A 25,884-nucleotide genomic window follows, 5' to 3' on the forward strand; every position below is an offset into this window, starting at 1 on the left:
CCGCCGAGCGCGGGTACGCCGACGGGCAGGGCGACTGTATCGGCCGACCACCGGCGCCGGTCCCGGGCGTAGTCTGCGCGCCATGACCGGATCCATCCTGGGCAACGCCGTCCCGCGCGTCGAGGACCCCGACCTGATCCGGGGCCGAGGCACCTTCGTCGACAACCTCCGCCTCGACGGCACCCTGCACACCGCCTTCGTCCGGTCGCCGTACGCCCACGCGACGCTCGCCGGCATCGACACCGGCGACGCGGCTCAGGCGCCGGGCGTGGTCGCCGTACGCACCGCCGCCGACCTCGGCCTGCGGCCCGGCTTCCCGTTCGTGCGCACCGACCCGCGCTGCGCCCGGCCCCCGCTGGCCACCGACCGGGTCCGCTTCGTCGGTGAGGCGGTCGCGGTGGTGGTCGCCGAGACCCGGGCCCAGGCGGTCGACGCGGCCGAGCTGGTCGACGTCGACTACGACGACCTCGAGCCGGTGGTCGACATGGAGGCCGCGCTCGCCCAGGGTGCGGCACAGCAGTTCGACGACGTCCCCGGCAACGTCGTGCAGTCGGTCCGCAGCGGGCAGGACGGTGCGCTGGACGGCGCCGAGCGGGTGGTCCGGGCCAGGATCCTCAACCAGCGGTTGGCGGTCGCCCCCATCGAGGGCAACGCCGTGGTCGCGGTCCCCGGCTCGCCCGACGACCAGCACGACCTCACCCTGCACATGTCCACCCAGATGCCGCACGTGGCCCAGCGCGCCGCGGCCCGCGCCCTCGGCCTCGAGGTCGGGCGGGTCCGCGTCGTCGCCCCGCACGTCGGGGGCGCGTTCGGCGGCAAGGCCGGGCTCCCCGCCGAGCACGTCGTGGCCGCGGCCGTCGCTCGCCAGCTCGGCCGCCCCGTCGCGTGGACCGAGACCCGCTCCGAGGCGATGCTCTCGATGCACGGCCGCGGTCAGGTGCAGTACGCCGAGCTCGGGCTCAGCGCCGACGGCCGGATCACCGGACTGCGCTGCCGGGTGGTCGGCGACTGCGGGGCGTACGGCGGCTTCGGGGGCACCCTGGCCGGCGGCCCCACCCTGTCGATGGCGGCAGGGGTCTACGACATCCCGCGCATCGACTACTCCGCGATCGCCGCGGCCACGAACACCACCCCCAACGGCGCCTTCCGGGGAGCCGGCCGCCCCGAGGCGACGGCGATGATCGAGCGGATGGTCGACCTCGCCGCCGACGAGCTGGGCCTCGACCCGGTGGAGATCCGGCGCCGCAACCTGCCGGCACCGGAGGACTTCCCGTTCACGACCGCGGTCGGCACCACCTACGACACCGGCGACTACGCGACCGCGCTCGACGAGGCGCTGCGGCTGGCCGACCACGACGCCCTGCTCCGGGAGCAGGCCGAGCGTCGAGAGCGCGGCGACGTCGTCCAGCTCGGCATCGGCCTGGCCTGCTACGTGGAGGTCACCGGCGGTGGCGGCGGCGAGTTCGGCACGGTCTCGGTCGAGCAGGACGGCACCGTCGTCGTGCGGGCCGGCACCTCGGCGCACGGTCAGGGGCACGCCACGTCGTTCTCGATGCTGGTCGCCGACCGACTCGGGGTGCCACTGGAGTCGGTGCGCTACGAGCAGTCCGACACCGCCCTGGTGCCCCGCGGCGAGGGCACCGGCGGCTCCCGGTCATTGCAGCTCGGCGGCAGCGCCGTGCTCGGCGCCGCGGACGAGGTGCTCGCCCGGGCCCGGCAGGTCGCCGCCGACCTGCTGGAGGCCAGCGTCGACGACATCGAGCTCGCCGACGGCATCTTCGGCGTCGCCGGAGCCCCCGGCACCGGCGTCGGGTGGGCCGCGGTGGTCGCGGAGGCGGATGAGCCGCTGGCCGCGGAGCACGACTTCGCGCCGGCCGGGGCGACGTACCCGTTCGGCGCCCACGTCGCCGTCGTCGAGGTCGACACCGAGACCGGCCGGGTCCGGCAGCTGCGCCACGTGGCCGTCGACGACTGCGGGCGGATCGTGAACCCGACGATCGTGGCCGGCCAGCAGATGGGCGGCCTCGCGCAGGGGGTGTCGCAGGCGCTGTTCGAGGAGTTCCGCTACGACGAGGCCGGCAACCCGGTCACCTCGACGTTCGCCGACTACCTGATGCCCAGCGCCGTCGACATCCCGCCCATGACGCTGGCCAACACCGTGACCGAGACGCCCCGCAACCCGCTCGGAGCCAAGGGGATCGGCGAGTCGGCCACGGTCGGCGCCACCCCCGCGGTGCAGAACGCGGTCGTCGACGCGCTCAGCCACCTCGGGGTCCGCCACCTCGACCTGCCCCTCTCCCCCGCCCGGGTCGCCAGCGCGATCCGCGCCGCAGCGGCCGGCGAGCTCCCCGACCCCTGGTCGGAGCCGCCGGCGGCGTTCGAGGGCCTGGAGCTGGAGCAGGTCGCCGCCGAGGAGGGCGGCAACATCTGACCCTGTCGTGCGGCCCGACCGGGGCGGGACCTTCGGCTCTGGGCCCGCGTCCGGTGGGGGTGCACGCTCAGGGGAGGACGGGGACGCACCCCGTCGAACGAGGCAGGTGGACGAGGCGATGTGGGGCTTCGACGGCATGGGGTACGACCACGACGGCGGCTGGGGACCGGGCGCCTGGATCCTGATGGGCCTGTTCATGCTGACCTTCTGGTCGCTCCTGCTGCTCGGGGCCTACCTGGTCCTGCGCGGGCTCGGGGGTGGCCGGGGCGACCGGGGCGGCGTCGCCGGCACCGAGAGCGAGGCGGAGCGCCTGCTGGCCCAGCGGTTCGCGCGCGGCGAGATCGACGCCGACGAGTTCAGCCGGCGCCGCGAGCTGCTCCGCTCGTCGGGCTGACCCCGGCCGCTGCGGGGCTGCCGGCACCCGCCCCGAGGTGGGATGCTCGACGGATGAGACCCGAACCGCTCGAGCCGCTGGACGAGACCTGGGAGCGGGCGCTGTGCGTCGTCGCCCACCCCGACGACATGGAGTTCGGCGCCGCCGCCGCCGTCGCCCGCTGGACCGGGCAGGGCAAGCAGGTCACCTACTGCATGGTGACCAGCGGGGAGGCCGGCATCGACGGCCTCGAGCCCGACGAGTGCCGTCGGGTCAGGGAGGCGGAGGAGGTCGAGTCCGCCCGGATCGTGGGCGTCGACGTGGTCGACTTCCTCGGCCTGCCCGACGGGATCCTGGAGTACGGCGTCGCCCTGCGCCGCGAGCTCGCCGCCGTCGTACGCCGGCACCGCCCGGACATCGTCATCACCGGGAACCTGCGTGACACCTGGGGCGGCAGCAACCTCAACCAGGCCGATCACATCGCCGTCGGCAAGGCGGTTCTGGACGCGGTGCGGGACGCGGGGAACCGGTGGATCTTCCCCGAGCAGGTCACCGACGGCGTCGAGCCGTGGGGCGGGGTCCGGGCGGTCTGGGCGTTCGGCTCCCCCGACTCCACCCACGCCGTGGACACCGGTGACACCTTCGACGCCGGGGTCGCCTCGCTGGAGGCGCACTCGGCCTACATCGAGGGGCTGGGCTGGGAGGACTGGGACGCCCGGGAGTTCCTCGAGGGGATGGCCCGCCCCACCGGCCAACGACTCGGCGTCGCGCTGGCCGCCCCGTTCGAGGTGTTCCCGATGGGCTGGGGCTCCTGATCCGGACCTCCGCCCGAGACCGTCCCCGAGAGGGTGGGGCGGTGCCCGCCGCTCCGGTGCACCCCATGTGACACCGGGTCAGGTCGGCGGGCACCGTGCCGGTCGTGGTGGGAGGGATGGGATTGACCGACACACACCCTTGCCCGCACAACGAGCCCGGCCCGGAGGCGGTTACGGCGGTCTGGACCACCGAACCACCGGACCGCCGGCCCCTCGGGCCCTAGCCCTGGAGCAGCGGACGCCGGTGCAACGGGGCCAGCTGGAACGAGTGACGCCGGGCCGGACGGACCCGCTCACCGGCGATGAAGCGCTCGCACCACGTGCGGAACTCGCGCTTGCTGCGACGGGGCCCGAAGCGGTCCGCGGACGAGACCGGGCCGAGGTACTGCGGCTGCGGGAAGAGCATCCGCGCCTCCGGCTCACCGCCACGACGGGTCTGGCGGAGCGCGTACACCGCACCACCCTCGTCGACGTACGTGAACTCCCACACCCGGCCAACCCCTGCAGCGTGCATTCCAGCCATTGTCTCTACCCCCGTCTGATGAGTGGTTCGTGCCGGGGTCAACGACGGAGCCGGGGGGAGGTCTCGGCCAGGCCCGAAAATGCCGAACCGGGCCTAGACCACTTGCGGTGATCAGGCCCGGTTCGTCTCTGGCTCCCCCGGCTGGACTCGAACCAGCAACCCTCCGGTTAACAGCCGAATGCTCTGCCAGTTGAGCTACAGGGGACCGTGTTGGCAGCGAGGGAGACGATAGCAAGGACGAGCCGGGCGGGCGAAATCGGTTCTCAGTCGCCGACCTCGCCGCGGGCGACCTCGAGCGCGGCCTCGGCGAGTCGGGCCACCTCCGGGTCCTCCGGGTCGATCCCCTCGTCGAACTCGTAGAGCCAGGTCAGCGTCGCATTGCCGCCTGTCGGCGCCCGGCGGGCGATGACGTAGAACCCCCGACGGCCCTCGACGGCCACGTGCCGCTGGAGGACGACGCTCGCCGTGACCCGCTCCCGGACCAGCTGCAGCAGCCGGCCGGGGTCGGGCAGCTCGAGGTCGTACGTCGGTCGCGGGTCGCCCCACGACCCGACCCCGAGCACGTGCAGGGTGGAGGTCTCGGCGTCCCAGTCGGCCCGTTCCACGCTCTCCCACGGGATCCGCCGCTCGCCGACGTAGAGCGCCTCCCGGGTCCCGACCGCGGCGCTGCCGTCGGCCAGTGCGGCTCCGGCCAGCGCCTTCTCGCCGCTCCGCACGGGGTGCCGGCGCAGGAGCTCCTGGCCGCGGCCGGACGGCTCCTGGTCGCGCCGGGCGATCCGGCCGATCACGAGCCCATCGCCCGCTCCCGCAGCTCGCGGCGGTGCTGCTCGAGGGCGACCAGCTCGCCGAACATGCGGTTGTAGTCGGTGGCGTGCTCGACCGGGTTGGTGCGCTGCAGCTTGCTCTTCAGGTCGGTGATCCGGCGCAGCGTGGTGAGCTCCTGGAGCCGGTAGACGTACTTGTGGACGTAGCCGGTGTCCGGCTCCTTGGCGGAGAGGATCGGCTCGACCGCGAGCGCGCTCAGCGCCGAGGAGGTGGCCGGGTCGGTGGTCCGGTCCCGCAGCCGCGCCGCCCAGCCCGGGTCGGCCACGCCGGCGTCCACGCCGCCCTCGGCCTCCAGGACCGCCCACACCGCGCGGTAGGTCGGATGGGTGAAGTCGTCGGCGTCGACGTCCTTCGCGGACCGCCCGACCAGCCCGGGGTGGTGCAGGACCAGCTTGAGGGTCTCCCGCTCGATCGAGAAGCGCGGGTCCCGCAGGTCGGGCACGGGTGGTGCCGGCGGACCGGCCGGCTCGGCGGCCCCGGGCTGCCCGGACTGACCGGACTGACCGGGAGCCGTGCCGGACCGGCCGCGCGACTCGGGTCGGGACCCGCGGGCGGTGGCCCGGCGCACCTCGGCCCGCGCCTCGTCGACGTCGACGCCGATGGTGGAGGCGATCTCACGGGTGAACGCGTCGACCTTGGACCGGTCCCGCACGCTGCTCACCAGCCGGGCCGCCTCGCGGAGCGCGTCCACGCGGCCGTCCGCGCGGTCGAGGTCGTAGCGGGTGAGCACGTTGGAGAGCACGAACCGGTAGAGCGGCACCCGCCGGGCGACCAGCTCGCGCACCGCGGGGTCACCCTGCTCGAGCCGGAGGTCGCAGGGGTCGAGGCCGTCCGGTGAGATCGCGACGTAGGTCTGGGAGACGAAGTTCTGGTCGCCACCGAACGCTCGCAGCGCCGCCTTCTGGCCCGCGGCGTCGCCGTCGAAGGTGAAGATCACCTCCCCGCGGAACTCCTCGTGGTCGTGCAGGAATCGGCGCAGGACCCGGGCGTGGTCGTCGCCGAACGCCGTGCCGCAGGTGGCCACCGCGGTGCCCACGCCGGCGAGGTGGCAGGCCATGACGTCGGTGTAGCCCTCGACGACGACCGCCTGCGAGGCCCGGGCGATCTCGCGGCGGGCCAGGTCGATGCCGTAGAGCACCTGCGACTTCTTGTAGATCGGCGTCTCGGGGGTGTTGAGGTACTTCGCGTCGATCCGGTCGTCGTCGAAGATCCGCCGCGCGCCGAAGCCGATCGTGTCGCCGCTGGCGTCGCGGATCGGCCACACCAGGCGACCACGGAACCGGTCGTAGAAGCTGCGACCCTCGCCGACCAGCCCGGCGGTGACCAGCTCGGTGTCGCTGAACCCCTTCTGGCGCAGGTGCTTCAGCAACGCGTCGCCGTCGCGCGGGGCGAACCCGACGCCGAAGGTGCCGGCCGCCTCCTGGTCGAACCCGCGGGTGTCGAGGAACTGCCGGGCCACGATCGCGTCCGGGCCGGCGAGTGCCTCGGCGTAGTACTCCTGCGCCAGCCGGTGCGCCTCGATCAGCCGGGCCCGGGGCGGCCCCTGCGGGCGGGACGACGGTCCCGGGCCGTCCTCCCGGCGCAGCTGGACGCCGTACTTCTCCGCCATCCGCTCGACGGCGTCGATGAAGGTGATGCCGTCGATCTTCATGAGGAAGCTGAAGACGTCGCCGCCCTCCTGGCACCCGAAGCAGTGGAAGAACTGCCGAGCCGGGGTGACGTGGAAGGACGGGGACTTCTCGTCGTGGAACGGGCACAGCCCCTTCATCGACCCGCCACCGGCGTTGCGGAGCGTGACGTAGGACGAGACCACCTCGTCGATGGCCGCCTTCTCGCGGACCTCCGCGATGTCGTCGTCCCTGATCCGCCCTGCCACGTCGCGGAGTCTACGTCCCGCGGTCAGGTGCCGCTCGGGGTGCCGCACAGGCGTGCGTGCCGGCTGACGGCGGAGGCGTCGGTGAGGGAGGCGACCTGGTCGACCACCACCCGCAGCCGGCCCGCGTTGTCGGCGGCACCGTGCCAGTCGTCGGCGAAGGGCGCGTCGAGGGCGTCCGGCCCGCGCTCGAGCAGCACGCCGACCAGCTCGGCGAGCAGCTCGCGCTGCCGGACCATGAGCGCGACCCGGTCGTCGGTGGCCATCACGTAGTGCGCGGCGATGCCCTTGAGCAGGCCGATCTCGAGCCGGGTCCGCTCCGGGACGACCAGGGAGGCGGCGTACCGGACGAAGGGGCCGTCGGCGGCGGCGAACGTCGCGGCCTGCACGTCGCCGCAGAAGCGGCCGATCAGGTCGCTGGTGAGGTTCTTCAGGGCAGCCAGCGAGCGCCGGGTCCCGTCGTACGCCGTCTCCGGCCAGCTGCCCTGCCGCCGCAGACCGGCCAGCACGTCGTCGAGGAGGTCGTCGTCGGCCTCGGGGAGGTACCAGCCGCGGACGGTCTGCCAGGCGGCCGCGGTGTCCAGCCGGGTCAGGTCCACCTTGCCGGCCACGATGCCGTCCTCGACGTCGTGCACGGAGTAGGCCACGTCGTCGGCCAGGTCCATCACCTGCGCCTCGAGGCACTGCCCCGGGCCGGCGACGCCCCGCCTGACCCAGTCGAAGACCGGTCGGTCGTCGTCGTAGACGCCGAATTTGACCACCACGCGGGGTGAGCCGTCGGCCTGCACGCCCTGCGGGGCGTCCGCCGCGGACCGCGGCCAGGGGTACTTCGTGCAGGCGTCCAGGGTGGCCCGGGTCAGGTTCAGCCCGACCGAGCGACCGTCCGGGTCGAAGGTCTTCGCCTCCAGCCGGGTCAGCAGCCGCAGCGTCTGGGCGTTGCCCTCGAAGCCGCCCGCGGGGGTGCTGAGCTCGGCCAGCACCCGCTCGCCGTTGTGGCCGAACGGCGGGTGCCCCAGGTCGTGGGCCAGTGCCGCGGTCTCGCAGACGTCGGGCTGGCAGCCGAGCGCCCGGGCCAGGTCGCGGGCCACCTGGGCGACCTCGAGGCTGTGGGTGAGCCGGTTGCGGACGAAGTCGTCGGTCTGCGGCCCCACGACCTGGGTCTTGGCCGCCAGACGACGCGACGCCGCCGCGTGCACGACTCGTGCCCGGTCCCGCTCGAACGGAGTGCGCTCGGGGGCGGCCACCCGCTTGGGTGGCTCCGGGACGAGCCGCTCACGCGCGGCGTCGTCGTAGTGCTCGAGGTCGGTCATCGCCAGCGAGGTTAGCGGTCCCCGCCGACGGCCGACCCGTCGCGGTCAGTACGTCGAGACGTGGACGTGGTCGTAGTGGTTGGCGGTGCTCGACCCGCGGTCGGACATGCCCCGCCAGCCCTCGCCGCCACGCTCGACGGACCAGATGTTCTGCGAGTAGATCACGTAGCTCACGCCGAGCGAGCCGGCGTTGTCGCGCACGAAGTTCGCCACCTGCCAGCCGCGGCTGCCGCTGACCATGATGTCGACCGCACGGCCGGAGCCGTGGTCGCCACCGCCGCCGCGGAGCGTGCCGTAGGTGGTGATCTCCGGGAAGGCCCCGCAGACCGACGCGTGCACGTTGACGATGTTGGAGCTGACGCCGCTCGGCACGGAGGTGCCGTTCGAGCAGGTGCCGCCGGCCGCCGGGGCGGACTCGTCGGACCCCTCGGACTCGGTCTCGACGACCTCCTCCTCCTGCTCGGGCTTGTCCTTGCTCAGGTAGTCGGCGGTGACCCAGAAGGCCTTCTCGTCGAGGACCACCTCGGCGCGGCCGTTGGCGCGGCGCCCGGTGACGAGGACCTTCTTCTCGGCCATCACGATGCCGGTCTTCTTGGCCTTCTTGCCGGGCTCGGTCCACAGGTTGAGGTCGACCGTGGTCCACAGCTTGGTGTCGGCCTGGCGGATCGCCTTGGCGGTCGCCTTCCGGTCGGCCACCCGGGCGGCGACGCCGCGGGCCTGGGAGCCGTCGGTGCGGGAGAAGGACCTCGAGAGGAACTCGTCCTTGCGCTCGGAGGCGCTGACCTGGGCGATGGATGCTCCGTTGGCGGCGGCGAACGCCTCACGCACGTCGGGGTCCGTGGTGACCACGCCGGCGCCGACGACCCCGAGGGTCACGAACACGGCGACGGGTGCGGCGATCTTTGCGGCGGAGGGGATACGGCGGGCATTGGCGTCCCGCTTGTGGCGTAGGTGAGCCACAGCGCTGATCCTTTGCGATTGCTGACATGGCAACGTGCCGCATCTCGGGGAGAAGTGGGCACGAAGTGCGAGTCAAGCACAGACGCCCACGGAATGTCCCATTTCGGACGCCCCGATCTGCGGTGTTTCACCTCACCCGGGACGTGGTCGCGGTCACCCTCCGGAGGACTCGTGGCTCTCCTCGGCGATGCCGGCACCCGAGCCGTCGGTGTCGTCGAGCCAGCCCTCGGGCAGCACCACGCGCTTGCGCGGCGAGCCCTGCCTGCCCCGCGGCGTGCCCAGCTCCCCGACCGGGAACGGCGCCTCCGGGTCGAGCTCGGCGAGCAGGACGTCCAGGGTGGCGAGCGAGTCGACGAGCGCCAGGGCGTGCCGCAGCGTGCTGCCCGCCGGGAAGCCCTTGAGGTACCACGAGACGTGCTTGCGGAACTCCTTGCAGCCGCGCTCCTCCCCCATGTGCTCGGCCAGCAGCTCGGCATGCCGCCGCATCATCGCCCGCACCTCGCCGAGCGTCGGCAGCGTCGCCACCGACTCCCCGGCGAACGCCGCTGCCAGGTCCCGGAACAGCCACGGCCGGCCGAGGCACCCGCGCCCGACGACCACGCCGGCCGCCCCCGTCTCGGCGACCATCCGGAGCGCGTCGGCGGCCTCCCAGATGTCGCCGTTGCCGAGCACCGGGATGTCGACGTGCCGCACGAGCTCGCCGATCGCCTCCCAGTCGGCCTGCCCGGAGTAGGCCTGGGCGACGGTGCGGCCGTGCAGGGCGATCGCCGCGGCGCCGGTCTCCTGGGCGATCCGGCCGGCGTCCAGATAGGTGAGGTGGTCCTCGTCCAGGCCGAGCCGGGTCTTCATCGTGACCGGCACGTCGTACGGCGCGGCCGCCCGGACCGCGCTCTCGAGGATCTCGGCCAGCAGCCCCCGCTTCCAGGGCAGCGCCCCGCCCCCGCCCTTGCGGGTCACCTTGGGCACCGGGCAGCCGAAGTTCAGGTCGATGTGCGCCACGCCGTACTCGGCACAGAGGATCTCCGCGGCCTTGCCGACGTAGACCGGGTCGGTGCCGTAGAGCTGGACGCTGCGCACCGACTCGAGGTCGTCGAAGACCAGCATCGAGCGGGTCACCGCGTCGCCCTCGACCAGCCCGCGGGAGGTGATCATCTCGCAGACGTAGAGCCCGGCCCCCTGCTCGGCGCAGAGCCTCCGGTAGGCGGCGTTGGTGATCCCGGCCATCGGCGCCAGCACCACGGGGGTGGGCACGCGCAGGCTGCCCAGCTGCAGCGTCGCGGTGGGGCTCGGGACCGACGTGACCATGGCGACATTGTCGGCCGCGGGCCGGGTCGGCCCCAAATCCGGGTCGGTCAGGAGTCCTTCTTCTTGCCCTTCTTGCCCTGCTTCTCCTGCTTCTCGTCCGGGCTCCCGGCGACCTTGCCGGTCCAGGTGATCGGCTCGTCCGCCTCGCTCGGTCGCAGCGCCACCGCCTCGAGCTCGGTCTTCTCCGGGGAGAGGAAGACCAGGCACAGGTCCGCCTTCTTGCCCTTCGTGAACTTCTTGGGCAGCGGTCGGCTCGGGCAGGGCTTGAACGAGCTCGTGATCCGGGCCGACGGGAACAGCACGTCGGAGCCGTTGTCCAGGAAGAGCGGCAGCTCGACCCCGCCGAGGTTCTCGTCGGTGAGGTTCTTGACCCGCACCTGCACGTAGTAGGGGATGGAGCGGCGCATGGCCTTGTCCAGCTTGAAGGCGGCGAAGTCGGCCATCGTGGTCCGCTTCAGCCGGTCGACCCGCACCTCGACGGTGCCCTCGACCTTCTGCTTGGGCTGCCAGGTGAAGGTCGCCGACTGCTTCAGCTCCAGCTCGCTGCCGGGCGGGGTCAGCCCGTCCTCCTCGGGCTCGGCCGAGCCGCTCGCCGTCGACTCCGAGCTCGGCGCCTCCTCGGCCGTCCCGCCGGGAGCGGCCTCCTCCTCGTCGCCACCGCTGCCGCAGCCGGCCAGGAGCAGCGCGGAGGCGAGCAGCAGGGACACCCGACGGAGGCCAAGGGAGGTCATGCGCACATTGTGCATGCCGACCCCGGGTCGTCGACGTCGAACCACGCCTCAGGCTCCGAGGAGTCTGCTGCCGAAGTACTCGCTGATCCGGTCCAGCCCGACCCGCTCCTGCTGCATGCTGTCGCGCTCCCGGACGGTCACCGCGTGGTCGTCGAGGGTGTCGAAGTCCACGGTCACGCAGTACGGCGTGCCGATCTCGTCCTGCCTGCGGTAGCGACGCCCGATCGCCCCCGAGTCGTCGAAGTCGATGTTCCAGCTCCGGCGCAGCTCCGCGGCCAGGTCCTTCGCCTTCGGCGAGAGGTCGGCGTTGCGGGACAGCGGCAGCACCGCGACCTTCACCGGGGCCAGGCGGGGGTCCAGCCGGAGCACGGTCCGCTTGTCCACGCCACCCTTGGTGTTCGGCGCCTCGTCCTCCGACCAGGCGTCGACCAGGAAGGTCATGAGGCTGCGGGAGAGCCCGGCCGCCGGCTCGATGACGTACGGCGTGTAGCGCTCGTCGGCGGCCTGGTCGAAGTAGGACAGGTCCTGGCCTGAGTGCTTGGCGTGCGTGGTCAGGTCGAAGTCGGTGCGGTTGGCGATCCCCTCGAGCTCACCCCACTCCGAGCCGGCGAAGCCGAAGCGGTACTCGATGTCCACGGTCCGCTTGGAGTAGTGGCTGAGCTTCTCCTCGGCGTGCTCGTAGTGGCGCAGGTTGTCCGGGTCGATGCCGAGGTCGGTGTACCACCGGGTGCGCTCGTCGATCCAGTACTGGTGCCACTCCTCGTCCTCCCCCGGCTTGACGAAGAACTCCATCTCCATCTGCTCGAACTCGCGGGTGCGGAAGATGAAGTTGCCGGGGGTGATCTCGTTGCGGAAGGACTTGCCGATCTGGGCGATGCCGAACGGCGGCTTCCGGCGGCTGGAGGTCACGACGTTGGCGAAGTTGAGGAAGATGCCCTGGGCCGTCTCGGGCCTCAGGTAGTGCAGGCCGGACTCGTCCTCGTGCACCCCGAGGTAGGTCTTCAGCAGGCCGGAGAACTGGCGCGGCTCGGTCCACGCGCCGCGGGTGCCGCAGTTGGCGCAGGCGATGTCGGCCATCGGGACCGTGTCCGGGTCCTCGATGCCCTTCTTCTCGGCGAACGCCTCCTGGAGGTGGTCGGCCCGGTAGCGCTTGTGGCAGGACTGGCACTCGGTCAGCGGGTCGGTGAACGTGTCGACGTGCCCGGAGGCCTCCCACGTCTGGCGCGGCAGGATCACGCTGGAGTCCAGGCCGACCACGTCCTCGCGGGCCTGGACCATCGCCCGCCACCACTGGCGCTTGATGTTGTCCTTGAGCTCCACCCCGAGCGGGCCGTAGTCCCAGGCAGACCGGGTGCCGCCGTAGATCTCACCGCAGGGGTAGACGAACCCCCGGCGCTTGGCCAGGGAGACCACCGCGTCGACGGCGGCGTTGGGGGCGGTGGACTTGGCCACGGGGTGCACTCCTTCGCTGGTCGGGGAGGGCCGTCAGGCCCGTCCCGGAACCACGTTCGGCCGGCTGGCTGCCGGTCGTGAAGGGGTCAGCCTAACGACCTGGTCCCGTGGACATTGAGGTCGGTTCCCGGCTCGACGAGCTCGTAGGCGCTCGGCTCGTCGACGGCGCTGCTCAGCAGTGGGACCGCGCCGACCTTGACGTCGTACGCGGAGAGGGCGCGGCGGTAGGCGCCGACGTTGACCCACCGGGTCTGGAGCACCCAGAGCTCGGGGTCGTCGACGTTGCGGCCGACGTGGCCCTCCACCCAGCCGGGGCGCGCGGCGAGCAGGGCGTGGGCCCGGGTCACGCGGGCCCGGAACGCCTCCGCCTCGGCCTCCGGGACCCGGAACCTGCTCACCACCAGCACGGCACGACCCTAGCGCCCACCCGTCCGGCCCATTTGACAATGATTCTCATTACCGCTGAGAATCGTTCTCATGAAGATCTCGCACGTGCCGTCCCGCCTGGCGGTGGCGACGCTCGCCGCCGTCCTCCCGCTCACCGCGTGCTCCGCGCTCGGACAGGGCGACGAGTCGGCCGGCGGCAGCGTCGTGGCCGCGTTCTACCCCCTGCAGTACGTCGCCGAGCGGGTCGCCGGCGACCGGTTCGAGGTCACGAACCTCACCCAGGCCGGCGCCGAGCCGCACGACCTCGAGCTCACGGTGAAGGAGACCGCCCAGGTCTCCGACGCCGCCCTGGTCGTCCACGAGCGCGACTTCCAGGCGGCCGTGGACGCCGCCGTCGACCAGAACGCGACCGGCGAGGTGCTCGACGTCGCGGAGTCCGTCGAGCTCCGGCCCACGGCCGGGGGCGACCGGGACGACCCGCACTTCTGGCTCGACCCGCTGCTCATGGCCGACCTCGGCGACGCCGTCGCCGAGCGTCTCGGTGGGATCGACCCCGGAGCGGCCGAGTCCTTCACCGACAACGCGGCCGCCCTGCGCGACGACCTCGAGTCCCTGGACGCGGAGTACGCCGCCCGGCTCGGCGACTGTGCCCGCGACGTGGTGGTGGTCAACCATGACGCCTTCGGCTACCTCGCGAAGTACGGCCTGACCCTCGAGCCGATCGTGGGCCTCTCCCCCGACGCCGAGCCCACTCCGGCCGACCTGGCCCGGCTCCAGGAACTGGCCCGCGACGCCGACCTCACCACGGTGTTCGCCGAGACGCTGGTCAGCCGCAAGACCGCCGAGACCCTCGCCGACGACCTCGGCCTCGAGGTGGCGGTGCTCGACCCGATCGAGGGGCTGAGCGAGGAGACCCGGGGCGAGGACTACGCGTCCCTCATGCGCAGCAACCTCGACGCGCTCGCCAGGGCGAACGGGTGCGGATGAACCTCGCCACCGAGGCCGCCGACGCCACCGGCTCCGGCCCGGCCGCCCTCGAGGTCACCGACGCCTCGGTCGCCATCGGCGGCCGACCGGTGCTGCGCGGGATCACGCTCGGCGTGCCGGCCGGCCAGTTCGTCGCCCTGCTCGGGGCCAACGGGTCCGGCAAGTCCACGCTGGTCCGGGCCGTGACCGGACTCCGCCCGCTCTCCGGTGGGGAGGTGCGGCTCTTCGGGACGGCGCTGGCCGACTTCGGGGACTGGCACCGGGTCGGCTTCGTCCCGCAGCGGGCGAGTGCCGCGAGCGGCGTACCCGCCTCGGTCTGGGAGATCGTCGCCTCCGGCCGGCTGACCCGGCGCCGCTGGCTGCGCCCGCTGCGCCGGCACGACCGGCGGGCGATCGCGGACGCGCTCGAGGTGGTCGGCCTGGCCGACCGCGCCCGCGACGGCGTCGCCACCCTGTCGGGTGGCCAGCAGCAGCGGGTGCTGATCGCCCGAGCGCTGGCCGGCGAGCCCGAGCTGTTCGTCCTCGACGAGCCGACGGCGGGCGTGGACCTGCCGAACCAACGGACCCTCGCCACCTCGCTCGGGCTGCTCAAGGAGCGCGGCGCGACCGTGCTCCTGGTCGCGCACGAGCTCGGACCGCTGGCACCGCTGGTCGACCGGGCCGTGGTCATGCGCGACGGCCGGGTCGCCTACGACGGCCCCCCGCTCGTCGAGGACGACGAGCACGCCTCGCTGCTCGACGCCCGGCACGCCCACCACCACCACGACCACCACCCCGGGCCCGTCCAGCACCCGCACGCCCCGCACGTCGCCAGCCCGCTGGACGCCGCCGCCGACCGGGAGGGCCACCCGTGGACATCCTGACCCTGGACTTCATGGTCCGCGCGATGATCGCGGCCGCCTTCACCGGGCTCGCCGCCCCCGCCGTCGGCACCTACCTGGTGCAGCGCCGGCTGGCCCTCATGGGCGACGGCATCGGGCACGTGGCCGTGACCGGCGTGGCGCTCGGACTGCTCACCGGCACCTCGCCGACCTGGACCGCCGTCATCGTGGCCACGCTGGGCGCGGTGCTCATCGAGGTGATCCGCGAGCGCGGCCACGCCAACGGCGACGTCGCGCTCGCGCTGCTGTTCTACGGCGGCATCGCGGGGGGCGTGCTGATCACCGGCATCGCCGACCAGAGCGCGAACCAGCTCAACGCCTACCTGTTCGGCTCGATCACCACGATCTCCGGGGCCGACGTCTGGGCGACCATGGCGCTCGCGGCGCTGGTGATCGTGGTCTGCGTCGGACTGATGCCCCAGATGTTCGCCGTCGCCCAGGACCAGGAGTTCGCCCGGGTCGCGGGCCTGAGCGTCCGCTTCCACAACGTCCTGGTGGCGGTGCTCGCGGCCGTGACGGTCACCGTGGCGATGCGCACCGTGGGGCTGCTCCTGGTCTCCGCGCTCATGGTGGTGCCGGTGGCCACGGCGCAGCAGGTGACCCGCAGCTTCCGGACCACGCTCGGCCTGGCCATGGGGCTGGGCACCGTCGCCTCACTGGGCGGGCTGGTCCTCTCGGCGTTCGCGTCCTACCAGTGGCGGGTCTCCCCCGGGCCCACGATCGTCGTGCTCGCGCTGGCCGGATTCGTCGTGATGTGGCCGATCGGCGCCTGGCTCCGTCGCCGGCAGCGCCTGCGGGCGCCGTTCGCGGAGGTGCCGGTGATCGGGCACGACGTCACCGACGAGGAGCATCCGCACGTGCACGGCGACGACTGCGGCCACCCCGCCGTGCCGCACGGCGACCACGTGGACTACGTCCACGACGGGCACCGGCACGCACCCCACGGGAGCCACTATGACGAGCACTGACCGACCCGCCGGCCGACCGACCCGGCAGCGGAGGGCGGTCGCCGAGGTGCTCGAGAGCTTCGACGACTTCCGCTCGGCCCAGGAGATCCACGGACTGCTGACCGCACGCGGTCAGACGGTCGGCCTGGCCACCGTCTACCGGACCCTGCAGCGGCTCGCCGACGCCGACGAGGTCGACGTACTCCGCACGGAGGAGGGCGAGGCCGTCTACCGGCGCTGCTCCCCCACCCACCACCACCACCTGGTCTGCCGCACCTGCGGGGCCACCGTCGAGGTGGAGGGCCCCGCCGTCGAGCGCTGGACCCGCGCCATCGCCGACGAGCACGGCTACGCCGACCTCAGCCACCACCTCGAGATCTTCGGAACCTGCCCGGCCTGCCTCTCGGGATAGTCCCGCAGGTGGGCCTCAGAGGAGGGGGGCGAGGAGGGCGGCGGCGCGGGCCGCGCCGTCGGTCTCCACGGGGCGGTAGGGCCGCTCTCGCCGCAGCTCGCCGAGCAGGGCGTCGGAGATCAGCGACGGGTCCCTCAGGTCCTCGTAGTCCAGGCAGCGCCCGGCGTCGTACTGCGCCAGCCGGTGCCGGACGTGGTGGTTCTGCTCGAAGTGCCGGCGCAACGGGACGTAGACGAACGGGACACCGCAGGCGGTCAGCTCCATGCACGTCGTGAGCCCGCCCTGCACCAGCGCCACGTCGGCCGCGGCCAGGTGCCGGTGCAGGTCCGGCAGGTAGCCCCGGACCCGGACCCCCTGGCGGCGGGGCAGCGTGGCCGGGTCGATGCGCGGGCCGGTGGCCACGAGGAACTTCAGCTCCGGGACGGTACGCCGCAGCCGGGGCACCGCGTCGAGCACCCGGCGCAGCAGCGGCTCGCCGACCCCGGAGCCGCCGACCGTGACCACGCACAGCACGTCGTCGGGCCGGTAGCCCAGCCGCGAGCGCAGCCGGGCCCGGTCGGCGGGGCCGGGCGGGTCGAAGCCGGTGACGTAGCCGGCGAAGTCGAAGTTCGCCTCGGTCCAGCTCCGGATCGAGGGCAGGCCGGGCCCGAAGTCGGCCGGGACCACGTCGCGGGGGTTGCCCACGAACACCGAGGCGTCGCGCACCCGGTGGTAGCGCTCCCGCTGCTCCAGCATCTCGGCGTTGTGGTCGGCGGTCAGCCGGGCCTCCGCCTCCCCACCCTCGGTCATCGGCAGCCAGCCGACGAAGTCGGTCAGCCAGGCGAAGGCGAAGCGCTTCAGCTCGGGGTTCTCGTGCAGGAAGTAGTCGACGTCCCACGCCTCGTCGCCGACGACGAGGTCGTAGTGCTCCTCGGCGACCAGGTCGGAGAAGACCATGAAGTTGTTGACGAGGATCTCGTCCATCCGCCGGATCGCCTGGAACGCGTGCAGGTCGTGCTCGGCGCACTCGTCCTCGAAGTGCGCCGACTCGCTGGCCAGCCACGCCGAGGCCGGGTGCACCCGCTCGCCGGCTCCCTCCAGCATCCCCGCGACCGGGTCCTGGGTCAGCCAGTCGACCTCGAGGTCCGGGTGGTGCTTGCGCAGCTCGGTGGCGATGGCCAGGTCACGCCGCGCGTGGCCCAGCCCGATCGGCGAGGACAGGTAGAGGGCGCGCCGGGGCCGGCGTACGGCGCGGGTCCAGGTGCGGCGCGTCGGCTCGGGCGCCACCCGGTCGACGAAGTCCCGGATCAGGTGGTTGACCGCCACCGGGTCCCGCAGGTGCGGCGCGTGGCCGCCGCCGGCGACCGTCACCAGCGAGCCGCCGGTGAGCTCGGCGAGGCGCACGCCGTCCGCGTGGTCGCGGATCCGGTCGTGGTCACCGTGCACCACGAGCACCGGCGCAGTGATCGCGGGCAGGGCGTCGGCGAAGCCCGCCGTCCGGCACCACAGGCGGGCCTGCTCGGTGTCGACCAGGCGCTCCGGGCCGATCTCGTGGCCCCAGCCGACACCGTCCTCGATCTGCTTGGTGGAGTGCGGCTCGCTGAACAGGTGGCCGAAGAAATAGCGCAGGAAGCCGTCGTAGTCCCGCTCGAGCCAGGTGTGCTTGTTGTACTGCGGCCACGCCTCGCCGTCGGGGGGACGCACGGCGAACTCACGCCGCAGGGTGTCGTCCTTGCCGGACGTCAGGGCGAGCGCCGGCCCGATGGCGACCACGCCGAGCACCCGCCCCGGCTGCTCGAGGGCCAGCTTCAGCGACCACGGGGCGCCGCACGAGAAGCCGACGACCACGGTGCGCTCGGTGCCCGTGGCGTCGAGGACCGCGAGGGCGTCGGCCACGAACTGCTCGTCGAGGTAGGCCTCGGTGCCCTCGGGCCGGTCGGAGCGGCCCGAGCCCCGGCCGTCGAAGGTGACCACCCGGAAGTGCCGGGCCAGGTAGGGCACCTGGGCCTTCCAGGACGCGGACGGGACGATCGACCAGGTCGGCATCAGCAGGACCGTGACCGGTCCCGACCCGAACTCCTCCCAGGCGACCCGCACTCCGTCGCGCTCGACGAAGCCGGACTGGTCAGGCAGTCTCGCACGCATCCGCGCCCACCACCCCTGGTCGTTGGAGTGACCGCCAGTCTCCGCCCGCCCGCCGGGTGTGTCCAGCGGGCGGGCGGAGCACGGGCGTGACCGGGGACCGCTCGGTCACCGGCGCACCTGCAGCACCCGGTTGAACGGCGTCTGCGCCACCGAGTCGAACCGGGAGAACCCGGCGGTGGTGGTGATGTCCCGGATCCTGGCCGGCCCGGCCTGGGTCCCGATCGCGAGCCCCACCTCCTGCGACAGGGACGCGGGCGTGCAGAGCAGCGTGGAGAACCCGTAGAACGCCCGGCCGACCGGGTTCAGGTTGTCCTCGACGCGGTCGCCGGCCATCGGCTCGACGATCATCCAGGTGCCGTCCTCCTCGAGCACGTCGTAGACCCGCCGGGCAGCCCCCACGGGGTCTCCCATGTCGTGCAGGGTGTCGAACATCGTGACCAGGTCGAAGGTCTGGCCGGCCAGGCCCTGTGCCGGGGTCACCTCGAACGAGACCCGGTCGGCCACCCCCGCCTCCTCGGCCCGGCTGCGGGCCACGGCGATCGACTCGGCGTGGTAGTCCGAGCCGATGAAGGTCGACCGGGGGAACGCCTGGGCCATGAGGATCGTGGAGGCCCCGTGCCCGCAGCCCACGTCGGCCACCCGTGCCCCCGCGGTGAGCTTGTCGACGACACCGTCGAGCGCCGGGAGCCACTCGGCGACCAGGTGGGCGTTGTAGCCGGGGCGGAAGAACCGCTCGCACCCGACGTGGACGTCGCCGTTGTGCTCGTGCCAGCCGAAGCCGGTGCCCTCGCGGGCCTTCTCGACGATCCGGTCGGAGTCGCTGACCGTCCCCAGGGCGATCTGGAACAGGCCGGGCAGGAACGCCGGGCTGCTCTCGTCGGTCAGCGCCACCGCCTGCTCGGGGGGCAGCGTGTAGCGGCCGGAGGCGGGGTCGTACTCCACGAAGCCACCGGCGGCCTGGGCGTTGAGCCACTCCCGGGCGTAGTGCTCGGAGGTGCCGGTGTCCTCGGCCAGACCACTCGGGGTGGTCGGCCCGGAGGCCTTGAGGGAGCGGTAGTAGCCGAGCTTGTCGCCCAGCACCACCAGTGCCGTGTTGAGGGTGGCGCCGACCTCGTCGACGGCCCGGAAGACGAACGCCATCAGCGTGTCGAGGTCGACCTGCGGTTCTACCTGTACATCGGTCATGGATCTGTTCCTTCTCCTGCTCGGTGTCGGACTCCCAGCGTCGGGGCGCCGCCGGGGTGCTCGTATCCGGTGCACCCCCTGGTCGTCGGCCGGCACCCCCTGGCGCCGACGGTCGCTACCCTCGACAGGTGCTGGTCGGACGAGAGGCCGAGAGGCGGGTGATCGGCCGGCTGCTCGCGGGCTCGCGCGCCGGGTCGGGCGGCGCGCTCGTCGTCGTCGGCGAGCCCGGCATCGGCAAGAGTGCGCTGTTGGAGGAGGCCGAGGGCCTCGCCGGCGACATGACCCTGCTCCGCGCGCGTGGCGCGGAGACCGAGCAGGACATCCCCTTCGCCGGGCTCCTGCAGCTGCTGCGCCCGATCCTGGACGTGCGGTCCCGGCTGCCCACACCCCAGGCGGAGGCGCTCGCCCAGGCGTTCGCGATGCTCCCCGGCCGTCCGGCGGAGCGGTTCGCGGTGTACGCCGCCACGCTGGGGCTGATCTGCCGCGCGGCGGAGGACCAGCCCCTGGTCGCGGTCGTCGACGACCTGCATGCGATGGACCGGCCCTCGGTGGAGGCGGTGCTGTTCGCGGCCCGGCGACTCGGCACGGACTCGGTCGCCGTCCTCCTCGGCTCCCGGCCGCTCGACTCCCCCGGCCTGACCGCCGGGATCACCGAGCTGCGACTGGGTGGGCTGGCTCCCGAGGCCACCCGGCACCTGGTGGCGCACCGGGGACTCACCGAGGGGCAGATGAGCCGGCTGCTCGAGGTCACCGCGGGCAACCCGCTCGCCGCGCTCGAGATGTCGTCCTCCCAGGACCGGCTGGTCGCCGACGGCGTCGAGCACCTGCCCGTGCCCGGCCTGCTGGCGGAGGCGTTCGGTGCCCGGCTGGCGGGCCTGGACGAGGCGTCCCGTGCGGTGCTCCTCGTCGCGGCGGCCGGCGCCCTGGACCGGCCCGACCTGCTGGGTGCCTGCGCCCGGCTCGGTCTCGATGCCGATCGCGTCGGCACCGCCGAGCGGGCGGGACTGGTGCGGCTCACCCGTGAGCGGGTGGAGTTCCTGCACCCCTTGGTCCGGGCGGTCAGCTACCAGTCGGCCGAGCCGGAGGAGCGCCGGGCCGCCCACGCGGCCATCGCCGAGACCGTGGGCGAGAGCCGGCTGGACCGCTACGCCTGGCACCTGGCGGAGGCCGCGACCGGGCCGGACGACGCCGTGGCGGACCGGCTCGAGCAGGCGGCGGAGGCCTCGACCGCCCGCGGAGCGCATGCCGTCGCCGCCCGCAGCCTGGAGCGGGCCGCCCGGCTCAGCACCGACACCGGGCGGCGCGCCGAGCGACTGGTGTCGGCGGGCGAGGCCGCCTGGTTCGCCGGGCTCACCGAGCAGGCTGTGCCTCTGCTCGACGAGGCGGCTCGGCTGACCACGGATCCGGAGGTCCGGATCCGCGAGATGGCACTGCGCGGGATCGTCGCGGCCCGCTCCGGCTCTCTGTCCGAGGCCACCAGCCTGTTGGCCTCCGCCGCCGCCCGTCGGGCCGCCGACGATCCCGACGAGGCGGTGCTGCTCATGGCCGAGGCGATCTATGCCGCGCTGTACCTGTGCGACGTCCCGCGGGCGCTGTCGGTCGCCGGCCAGATCGAGGCGGTCGCCGAGCGGTTGACCTCCCCCTGGGCCCGCGGCCTGGCCGCCACCGCGACCGGTGTCGCGCTGATCATCGCCGGCCGGGGCGGTGAGGGTGCCGAACGGATCCGGGAGGGGGTGCCGGCCCGCGGCAGCCCGGCCGGGTCCGAGGACGACCCGCGCTGGCTGCCGTGGCAGGTGCTGGCCCCGATCTGGCTGCGGGACTCCGGCGACGCGCGCCGGCTCATCGACGAGGTCGTGGCCAGCGCCCGGGACCGGGTGGCGCTCGGCGCACTCCCCTTCCTGCTGTTCCACCTGGCCCGCGACGACGCCACGACCAACCGGTGGGCGGCCGCGGAGGGCTCCTTCCTGGAGGCGATCAGGCTGGCCGCGGAGACCGGCCACCGCACCGACGAGGGCGCGGCCCGGGCCGGGCTGGCCTGGCTCCTGGCCCGGCAGGGACGCGAGTCCGAGACCCGCGAGTGCGTCGCCGCCGCGGCCGGGATCTGCGAGCCCAGCCGCATCAACTTCGGCCGGGCCTGGCTGCTCTTCGCCCAGGGCGACCTGGAGCTGGGCCTGGGCCGGACCGAGCAGGCGACCGAGCACTACCTCGCACTGCAGCGTCTGCTCGAGGAGCTCTCCGTCGTCGACCCCGACCTGTCACCGGTGCCGGAGCTGGTCGAGTGCTGGGGCCGGGCCGGCACCCCGGAGCCGGCGCTCGCGACCGCGGAGGCCTTCCACCGCTCGGCCTCCGCCAAGGGCCAGCCCTGGGCCCTGGCGCGCGCCCACCGGGCTCTCGCCCTCGCCGGAGCGGACCCGGCGGGGAACTTCGAGGAGGCGCTGCGGCTGCACGCCGCGACCCCGGACGCGTTCGAGCGCGCCCGCAGCCGGCTCGCGTACGGGGCGTGGCTGCGGCGGGAGCGGCAGCGGTCCGAGGCCCGTGCCCCGCTCCGGGCCGCCCTCGAGACGTTCGAGTCCCTCGGCGCCGACCCGTGGGCCGCGACCGCCGCCGCGGAGCTGGCCGCCACCGGTGAGCGGGTGCGCCGCCGGGTCACCGGGGCCGACCGCCAGCTCACGCCGCAGGAGCTGCAGATCGCGACCCTCCTGGCGGAGGGCCGGACCACGCGGGAGGCCGCGGCCGCGGTCTTCCTGAGCCCGAAGACGGTCGAGTACCACCTGCGCCACGTCTACCTGAAGCTGGGGATCGGCTCGCGCGCGGAGCTCGTCGAGCGGTGGGCCGCCGACCCGGAGCTCCGACCGCGCCCCGTCGGCCCCGTCGGGGACGATCCTCCGGGCGAGACGGGTCAGGCCGACCCGTAGCGCCGGTCCCGGCGGGCGTAGGTGTCGATCGCCGCCCACAGGTCACGGCGGTCCACGTCCGGCCACAGCACGTCGGAGTAGACGAACTCGCTGTAGGCGGCCTGCCAGAGCATGAAGTTGGAGAGCCGTTGCTCCCCCGACGTCCGCCACACCAGGTCGGCCTCGGCCAGCTCGGGCACATAGAGGTGCCTCGCGAAGACCTTCTCGTCCACCTTGTCCGGGTTCAGCCGCCCCTCCGCCACCGCCCGGGCGATGGAGCGGGCGGCGTCGGCCACCTCCGCCCGACCGCCGTAGTTCACGCACATCGTCAGCGTGCACACGTCGTTGTCCCGGGTGAGCTCCTCGGCGACCTGCAGCTCCCGGATCACCGACTTCCACAGCCGCGGCGCCCGCCCGGCCCAGCGGACCCGCACCCCGAGCTCGTGCATCTCGTCGCGCCGACGCCGGATGACGTCGCGGTTGAACCCCATGAGGAACCGCACCTCGTCGGGCGAACGGGACCAGTTCTCCGTGGAGAACGCGTACGCCGAGATCGCCTTCACCCCGATCTCGATCGCGCCCTCGACCACGTCGAACAGCGAGGACTCCCCCTGCTCGTGGCCTGCCGTGCGGGGCAGCCCGCGCTCCTTGGCCCACCGGCCGTTGCCGTCCATGACGATGGCCACGTGCCGGGGCACCAGTGCCCGGGGTACGTCGGGGGGGCGGGCGCCGCTGGGGTGCGGGCGGGGAGGGCGGACTGTTCGCGACACGAGCCAACCCTAGGGGCCCGCCATGATCGGCCCTATGCTTCCCCGTCAAGAGTCCCGGCAGGAGACGACATGGCCCGGGACGACGACCGATAGCGGTGCCCGTGCAGAATCCGAACGACCAGATCGAGCAGCAGCTGTTCACGCTGCTGCGGCGCACCCAGGCGATCCACGTGCAGACCTCCTCCGGCGAGGTCGAGCTGGAGCGCTCGGCCTACGGCATCCTCTGCCTGATCGCCGACGAGGGACCGCACCGGCTCGGGGCGATCGCGGCGGCCTTCCGCCTCGACCCGTCCACGATCACCCGCCAGGTGCAGGCGGTGGTGCGGCTGGGTCTGGCCGCCAAGACCGTGGACGCCTCCGACCGCCGCGCCTCGCTGCTCAGCCTCACCGACGAGGGACGCGTGGCGATCGGCGAGGCCAGGGCGCACCGGCGACGCATGCTCGACGCGATCCTGGCCGACTGGACCCTCGACGAGCGGACCGCCTTCATGACCGCGCTGACCCGCTTCAACCGGACGATCGACGACTGGGACGCCCACGACGCCGTTCCGGACTAGGTGCCGCGGGCCTCAGCGCTCGACGTACGCCATCGACCGCAGGCCGCGCTCGAGGTGCCACTGCAGGTAGGCGGCGACCAGGCCGTTGGCCTCCCGGAGGTGGCGGGGCTCGACCCGCCGGACCAGCTCCCAGTCACCGGCCAGCAGCGCGCCGAGCAGGGCCACGGTCTCCGACGACGGGTTCGCCGAGCCGGGCACCCGGCAGGCCGAGCAGAGGATGCCGCCCGCCGCCGGGCTGAACCAGCGGTGCGGCCCCTCCTCGCCGCACCGGGCGCAGCCGTCGAACGAGGGGGCGTAGCCGGCGACCGACAGGGAGCGCAGCAGGTAGGAGTCGAGCACCTGGTGCGGCCGATGGTCGTGGCTGGTCATCGCCCGCAGGCCGCCGACCAGCAGCAGGAACTGCTGCAGCGCCGGCTGGCGCTCCTCGGCCACCAGCTTCTCGGCCGTCTCGAGCATCACGGTGCCGGCGGTGTACCGCTCGTAGTCCTCGCCGAGGTGGGAGGAGAACGGCGTCAGCGTCTCGGCCTGGGTGATCACGTCGAGGTTGCGACCCTCGGCCAGCTGCAGGTCCACGTGGGTGAACGGCTCCAGCCGGGACCCCCAGCGGCTGGTGGTCTTGCGCACCCCCTTGGCCACCGCGCGGACCAGGCCCTGCGAGCGGGTCAGGAGGGTGATGATCCGGTCCGCCTCGCCCAACTTGTGGGTGCGCAGCACGACGGCTTCGGCGCGGTAGAGGGGCACCCGCCCATTGTGCCGTGCTCAGCTGCCGGAGCGCCGCTCCGCCGGTGGTGTTTCCCAGCAGCTCGTCGCGAAGTCCGCCGCTTCCGCGTCGAGCCGCTGCGGGGCGACCCGCCACTCCAGGATGCTGCGGGCGCGCACGAACCTCGCCCCCGGCACCTCCTCGGCCAGCATCGCGGCGTCGGCGGCCGGGTGGATCGGGTCCGCCGGGTGGCCGACGACCATCGTCGGCGCGGTGATCTCCCGACGCTGGCGGGACGGCGGCGCGATCCGGCCGAAGATGATGCCGTGCAGGGTGGCGGCCATCGCGGCCGGGCGCTGGTCCAGCGTGTCCAGCACGATCCCCGCCCAGAACGGCACCAGGCCGCGCGGGACCGGCCGGGTTACCCGGCGCAGGGCCCCGACCGTGAACGGCAGGTAGCGCGCGCAGAGCATCATCGGCCCGAACACGACGAGCCCGAACTCGAGGGCGTTGTCGAGCACCGGCATCTCGACCAGCAGCCCCCGGACCCGCTCGGGGGCCAGCACCGCCACCTCCAACGAGACGTTGGCCCCCAGCGAGGTGCCTCCGATGACCGCCTGGTCCGCGCCGAGGTGGTCCAGGAGCGCGAGCACCTGCTCACCGAACGCGGTCATCGAGTAGACCAGCGGGTCCGCGGGTCGGTCCGAACGGCCGTGGCCCAGCAGGTCGAGCGTCACGACGTGGCACCCCTGGGCCGCGAGCGCCCGCGCCAACGGCTGGTGCATCCGGCGCGGCATCAGCTGCCCGTGGACCAGGACCACCCAGCGCCCACCGGCGCCGTACTCGGTGTACTCCAGCCGGTCCTCGCCGAGGAAGAACTGGCCGATCCGCTCCGAGACCAGTGGGGTGGTCGTCATGGCGCAAAACCTAGTCGCTGGAGCGGCCGGAGAGTGCGAGGCTTGCGGATGTGGACACGATCCGGGTGCTGGAGGCCGACGACTGGGAGCTGCTGCGCGACCTGCGGCTGCGGGCACTCGCCGACGCCCCGGAGGCGTACTGCTCCACCGTGGAGCGGGAGCTGGCCTTCACCGAGTCGGACTGGCGGCAGCGGTCCGGCGGCCTGTCCGTGGTCGCGTTCGCCGGCGGCGAGCCGGCCGCGATCGGTGGTGGCTTCTCCTCGACGCCCGGCTGGATGCAGGTCGTCGGGATGTGGACCGCGCCGGAGCACCGCGGTCGCGGCCTGGCCACCGCCGTGCTCGGAGAGCTCGTGCACCACGCCCGCACGCAGGGGCAGCGGGTGACGCTGGACGTCGTCGAGGGCAACACCGCCGCAGAGTCCACCTACACGCACTTCGGCTTCGTCCCCACCGGGGAGTCGGAGCCGCTGCGGGAGGGGTCCGACCTGCTGGTGTGGCGCTACGTGCTCCCCGCTGGCTGAGGGC

The 25,884-nt window shown here is 73.5% G+C and carries 24 protein-coding genes and 1 tRNA gene; 10 read left to right on the forward strand and 15 right to left on the reverse strand.

Going from position 1 to position 25,884, the window contains the following annotated elements; translation table 11 throughout:
• Nucleotides 1–82 precede the first annotated feature (82 nt).
• The 3 genes from IE331_RS10070 to IE331_RS10080 all read left to right on the forward strand — a co-directional run bounded on the left by IE331_RS10070 (nt 83) and on the right by IE331_RS10080 (nt 3,619).
• Nucleotides 83–2,431, forward strand: coding sequence for a xanthine dehydrogenase family protein molybdopterin-binding subunit (locus IE331_RS10070; protein ID WP_192143031.1), 2,349 nt, complete (start codon nt 83–85; stop codon nt 2,429–2,431).
• A 106-nt stretch (nt 2,432–2,537) separates the two neighbouring features.
• A complete protein-coding gene (locus IE331_RS10075) occupies nt 2,538–2,825 on the forward strand; it encodes an SHOCT domain-containing protein (protein WP_201931529.1) in 288 nt (95 codons plus the stop codon).
• A 53-nt stretch (nt 2,826–2,878) separates the two neighbouring features.
• A complete protein-coding gene (locus tag IE331_RS10080) occupies nt 2,879–3,619 on the forward strand; it encodes a PIG-L deacetylase family protein (protein WP_192143033.1) in 741 nt (246 codons plus the stop codon).
• Nucleotides 3,620–3,839: 220 nt separating this feature from the next.
• Here IE331_RS10080 and IE331_RS10085 read toward each other — a convergent pair whose 3' ends face one another.
• The 10 genes from IE331_RS10085 to IE331_RS10130 form a co-directional block, all read right to left on the reverse strand.
• Nucleotides 3,840–4,133, reverse strand: a complete 294-nt coding sequence (locus tag IE331_RS10085) for a hypothetical protein (protein WP_192143035.1) — start codon at nt 4,131–4,133, stop codon at nt 3,840–3,842.
• 138 nt (nt 4,134–4,271) lie between these two features.
• Nucleotides 4,272–4,347, reverse strand: a tRNA-Asn gene (locus tag IE331_RS10090).
• A gap of 58 nt (nt 4,348–4,405) precedes the next feature.
• The gene (locus IE331_RS10095) at nt 4,406–4,930 is read right to left on the reverse strand and encodes a hypothetical protein (protein WP_192143037.1); all 525 of its coding nucleotides are present in this window, start codon (nt 4,928–4,930) and stop codon (nt 4,406–4,408) included.
• Complete coding sequence (gene dnaG, locus IE331_RS10100; protein WP_192143039.1) at nt 4,927–6,843, reverse strand: DNA primase; 1,917 nt, start codon at nt 6,841–6,843, stop codon at nt 4,927–4,929. Before dnaG ends, IE331_RS10095 begins: the two co-directional genes overlap by 4 nt.
• Nucleotides 6,844–6,866: 23 nt before the next feature.
• A complete protein-coding gene (locus IE331_RS10105) occupies nt 6,867–8,150 on the reverse strand; it encodes a deoxyguanosinetriphosphate triphosphohydrolase (RefSeq protein ID WP_192143041.1) in 1,284 nt (427 codons plus the stop codon).
• A gap of 45 nt (nt 8,151–8,195) precedes the next feature.
• Complete coding sequence (locus tag IE331_RS10110) at nt 8,196–9,110, reverse strand: hypothetical protein (RefSeq protein ID WP_192143043.1); 915 nt, start codon at nt 9,108–9,110, stop codon at nt 8,196–8,198.
• A 153-nt stretch (nt 9,111–9,263) separates the two neighbouring features.
• Nucleotides 9,264–10,415 carry a tRNA dihydrouridine synthase DusB gene (gene dusB, locus IE331_RS10115; RefSeq protein WP_192143045.1) on the reverse strand — a complete coding sequence of 384 codons (1,152 nt, stop codon included), beginning with the start codon at nt 10,413–10,415 and terminating at the stop codon, nt 9,264–9,266.
• 47 nt (nt 10,416–10,462) lie between these two features.
• A complete protein-coding gene (locus IE331_RS10120) occupies nt 10,463–11,146 on the reverse strand; it encodes a hypothetical protein (protein WP_192143047.1) in 684 nt (227 codons plus the stop codon).
• Nucleotides 11,147–11,194: 48 nt separating this feature from the next.
• On the reverse strand, nt 11,195–12,598 hold the full coding sequence (locus tag IE331_RS10125) for a glycine--tRNA ligase (RefSeq protein ID WP_192143049.1): 1,404 nt from the start codon (nt 12,596–12,598) through the stop codon (nt 11,195–11,197).
• An 86-nt stretch (nt 12,599–12,684) separates the two neighbouring features.
• Entirely contained in the window at nt 12,685–13,005 is a 321-nt protein-coding gene (locus IE331_RS10130; RefSeq protein ID WP_192143050.1) for an antibiotic biosynthesis monooxygenase family protein, read from the reverse strand.
• 70 nt (nt 13,006–13,075) lie between these two features.
• Between IE331_RS10130 and IE331_RS10135 the strand changes: the two genes are divergently transcribed.
• From IE331_RS10135 to IE331_RS10150, 4 genes are read left to right on the forward strand one after another with little or no spacing between them, the layout of a single operon-like run.
• Entirely contained in the window at nt 13,076–13,972 is an 897-nt protein-coding gene (locus IE331_RS10135) for a metal ABC transporter substrate-binding protein (RefSeq protein ID WP_192143051.1), read from the forward strand.
• Nucleotides 13,969–14,835 carry a metal ABC transporter ATP-binding protein gene (locus IE331_RS10140; protein WP_192143052.1) on the forward strand — a complete coding sequence of 289 codons (867 nt, stop codon included), beginning with the start codon at nt 13,969–13,971 and terminating at the stop codon, nt 14,833–14,835. Before IE331_RS10135 ends, IE331_RS10140 begins: the two co-directional genes overlap by 4 nt.
• Complete coding sequence (locus IE331_RS10145) at nt 14,823–15,821, forward strand: metal ABC transporter permease (protein ID WP_201931531.1); 999 nt, start codon at nt 14,823–14,825, stop codon at nt 15,819–15,821. The genes IE331_RS10140 and IE331_RS10145 overlap by 13 nt, the downstream gene beginning before the upstream one ends.
• Nucleotides 15,808–16,212 (forward strand): Fur family transcriptional regulator, encoded by a 405-nt coding sequence (locus tag IE331_RS10150; protein WP_192143053.1) that lies wholly within the window; start codon nt 15,808–15,810, stop codon nt 16,210–16,212. Before IE331_RS10145 ends, IE331_RS10150 begins: the two co-directional genes overlap by 14 nt.
• 15 nt (nt 16,213–16,227) lie before the next feature.
• Here the strand turns inward: IE331_RS10150 and IE331_RS10155 are convergent, their stop codons facing one another.
• Both IE331_RS10155 and IE331_RS10160 read right to left on the reverse strand, forming a co-directional pair.
• Nucleotides 16,228–18,336: an alpha/beta fold hydrolase gene (locus IE331_RS10155; protein ID WP_192143055.1), complete on the reverse strand. Its 2,109-nt coding sequence runs from the start codon at nt 18,334–18,336 to the stop codon at nt 16,228–16,230.
• Between the two features lie 105 nt (nt 18,337–18,441).
• Nucleotides 18,442–19,521 carry a class I SAM-dependent methyltransferase gene (locus IE331_RS10160; RefSeq protein ID WP_192143057.1) on the reverse strand — a complete coding sequence of 360 codons (1,080 nt, stop codon included), beginning with the start codon at nt 19,519–19,521 and terminating at the stop codon, nt 18,442–18,444.
• Nucleotides 19,522–19,649: 128 nt separating this feature from the next.
• Here IE331_RS10160 and IE331_RS10165 point away from each other — a divergent pair, with 128 nt between their 5' ends.
• Complete coding sequence (locus tag IE331_RS10165) at nt 19,650–22,436, forward strand: ATP-binding protein (protein WP_192143059.1); 2,787 nt, start codon at nt 19,650–19,652, stop codon at nt 22,434–22,436.
• Here IE331_RS10165 and IE331_RS10170 read toward each other — a convergent pair.
• Nucleotides 22,421–23,185, reverse strand: coding sequence for an isoprenyl transferase (locus IE331_RS10170; protein ID WP_192143061.1), 765 nt, complete (start codon nt 23,183–23,185; stop codon nt 22,421–22,423). The genes IE331_RS10165 and IE331_RS10170 overlap by 16 nt on opposite strands.
• Nucleotides 23,186–23,286: 101 nt before the next feature.
• Here IE331_RS10170 and IE331_RS10175 point away from each other — a divergent pair, with 101 nt between their 5' ends.
• A complete protein-coding gene (locus tag IE331_RS10175) occupies nt 23,287–23,742 on the forward strand; it encodes a MarR family winged helix-turn-helix transcriptional regulator (RefSeq protein WP_192143063.1) in 456 nt (151 codons plus the stop codon).
• Nucleotides 23,743–23,754: 12 nt separating this feature from the next.
• Here the strand turns inward: IE331_RS10175 and recO are convergent, their stop codons facing one another.
• Both recO and IE331_RS10185 read right to left on the reverse strand, forming a co-directional pair.
• Nucleotides 23,755–24,483 carry a DNA repair protein RecO gene (recO, locus tag IE331_RS10180; protein WP_192143065.1) on the reverse strand — a complete coding sequence of 243 codons (729 nt, stop codon included), beginning with the start codon at nt 24,481–24,483 and terminating at the stop codon, nt 23,755–23,757.
• A gap of 18 nt (nt 24,484–24,501) precedes the next feature.
• Entirely contained in the window at nt 24,502–25,359 is an 858-nt protein-coding gene (locus IE331_RS10185) for an alpha/beta fold hydrolase (protein WP_192143067.1), read from the reverse strand.
• A 50-nt stretch (nt 25,360–25,409) separates the two neighbouring features.
• Here IE331_RS10185 and IE331_RS10190 point away from each other — a divergent pair, with 50 nt between their 5' ends.
• Nucleotides 25,410–25,880 (forward strand): GNAT family N-acetyltransferase, encoded by a 471-nt coding sequence (locus tag IE331_RS10190; RefSeq protein ID WP_192143069.1) that lies wholly within the window; start codon nt 25,410–25,412, stop codon nt 25,878–25,880.
• The last annotated feature ends 4 nt before the right edge of the window (nt 25,881–25,884 follow it).

This window comes from Nocardioides donggukensis (assembly GCF_014842875.1).
Classification (GTDB): Bacteria; Actinomycetota; Actinomycetes; order Propionibacteriales; family Nocardioidaceae; genus Nocardioides; species Nocardioides donggukensis.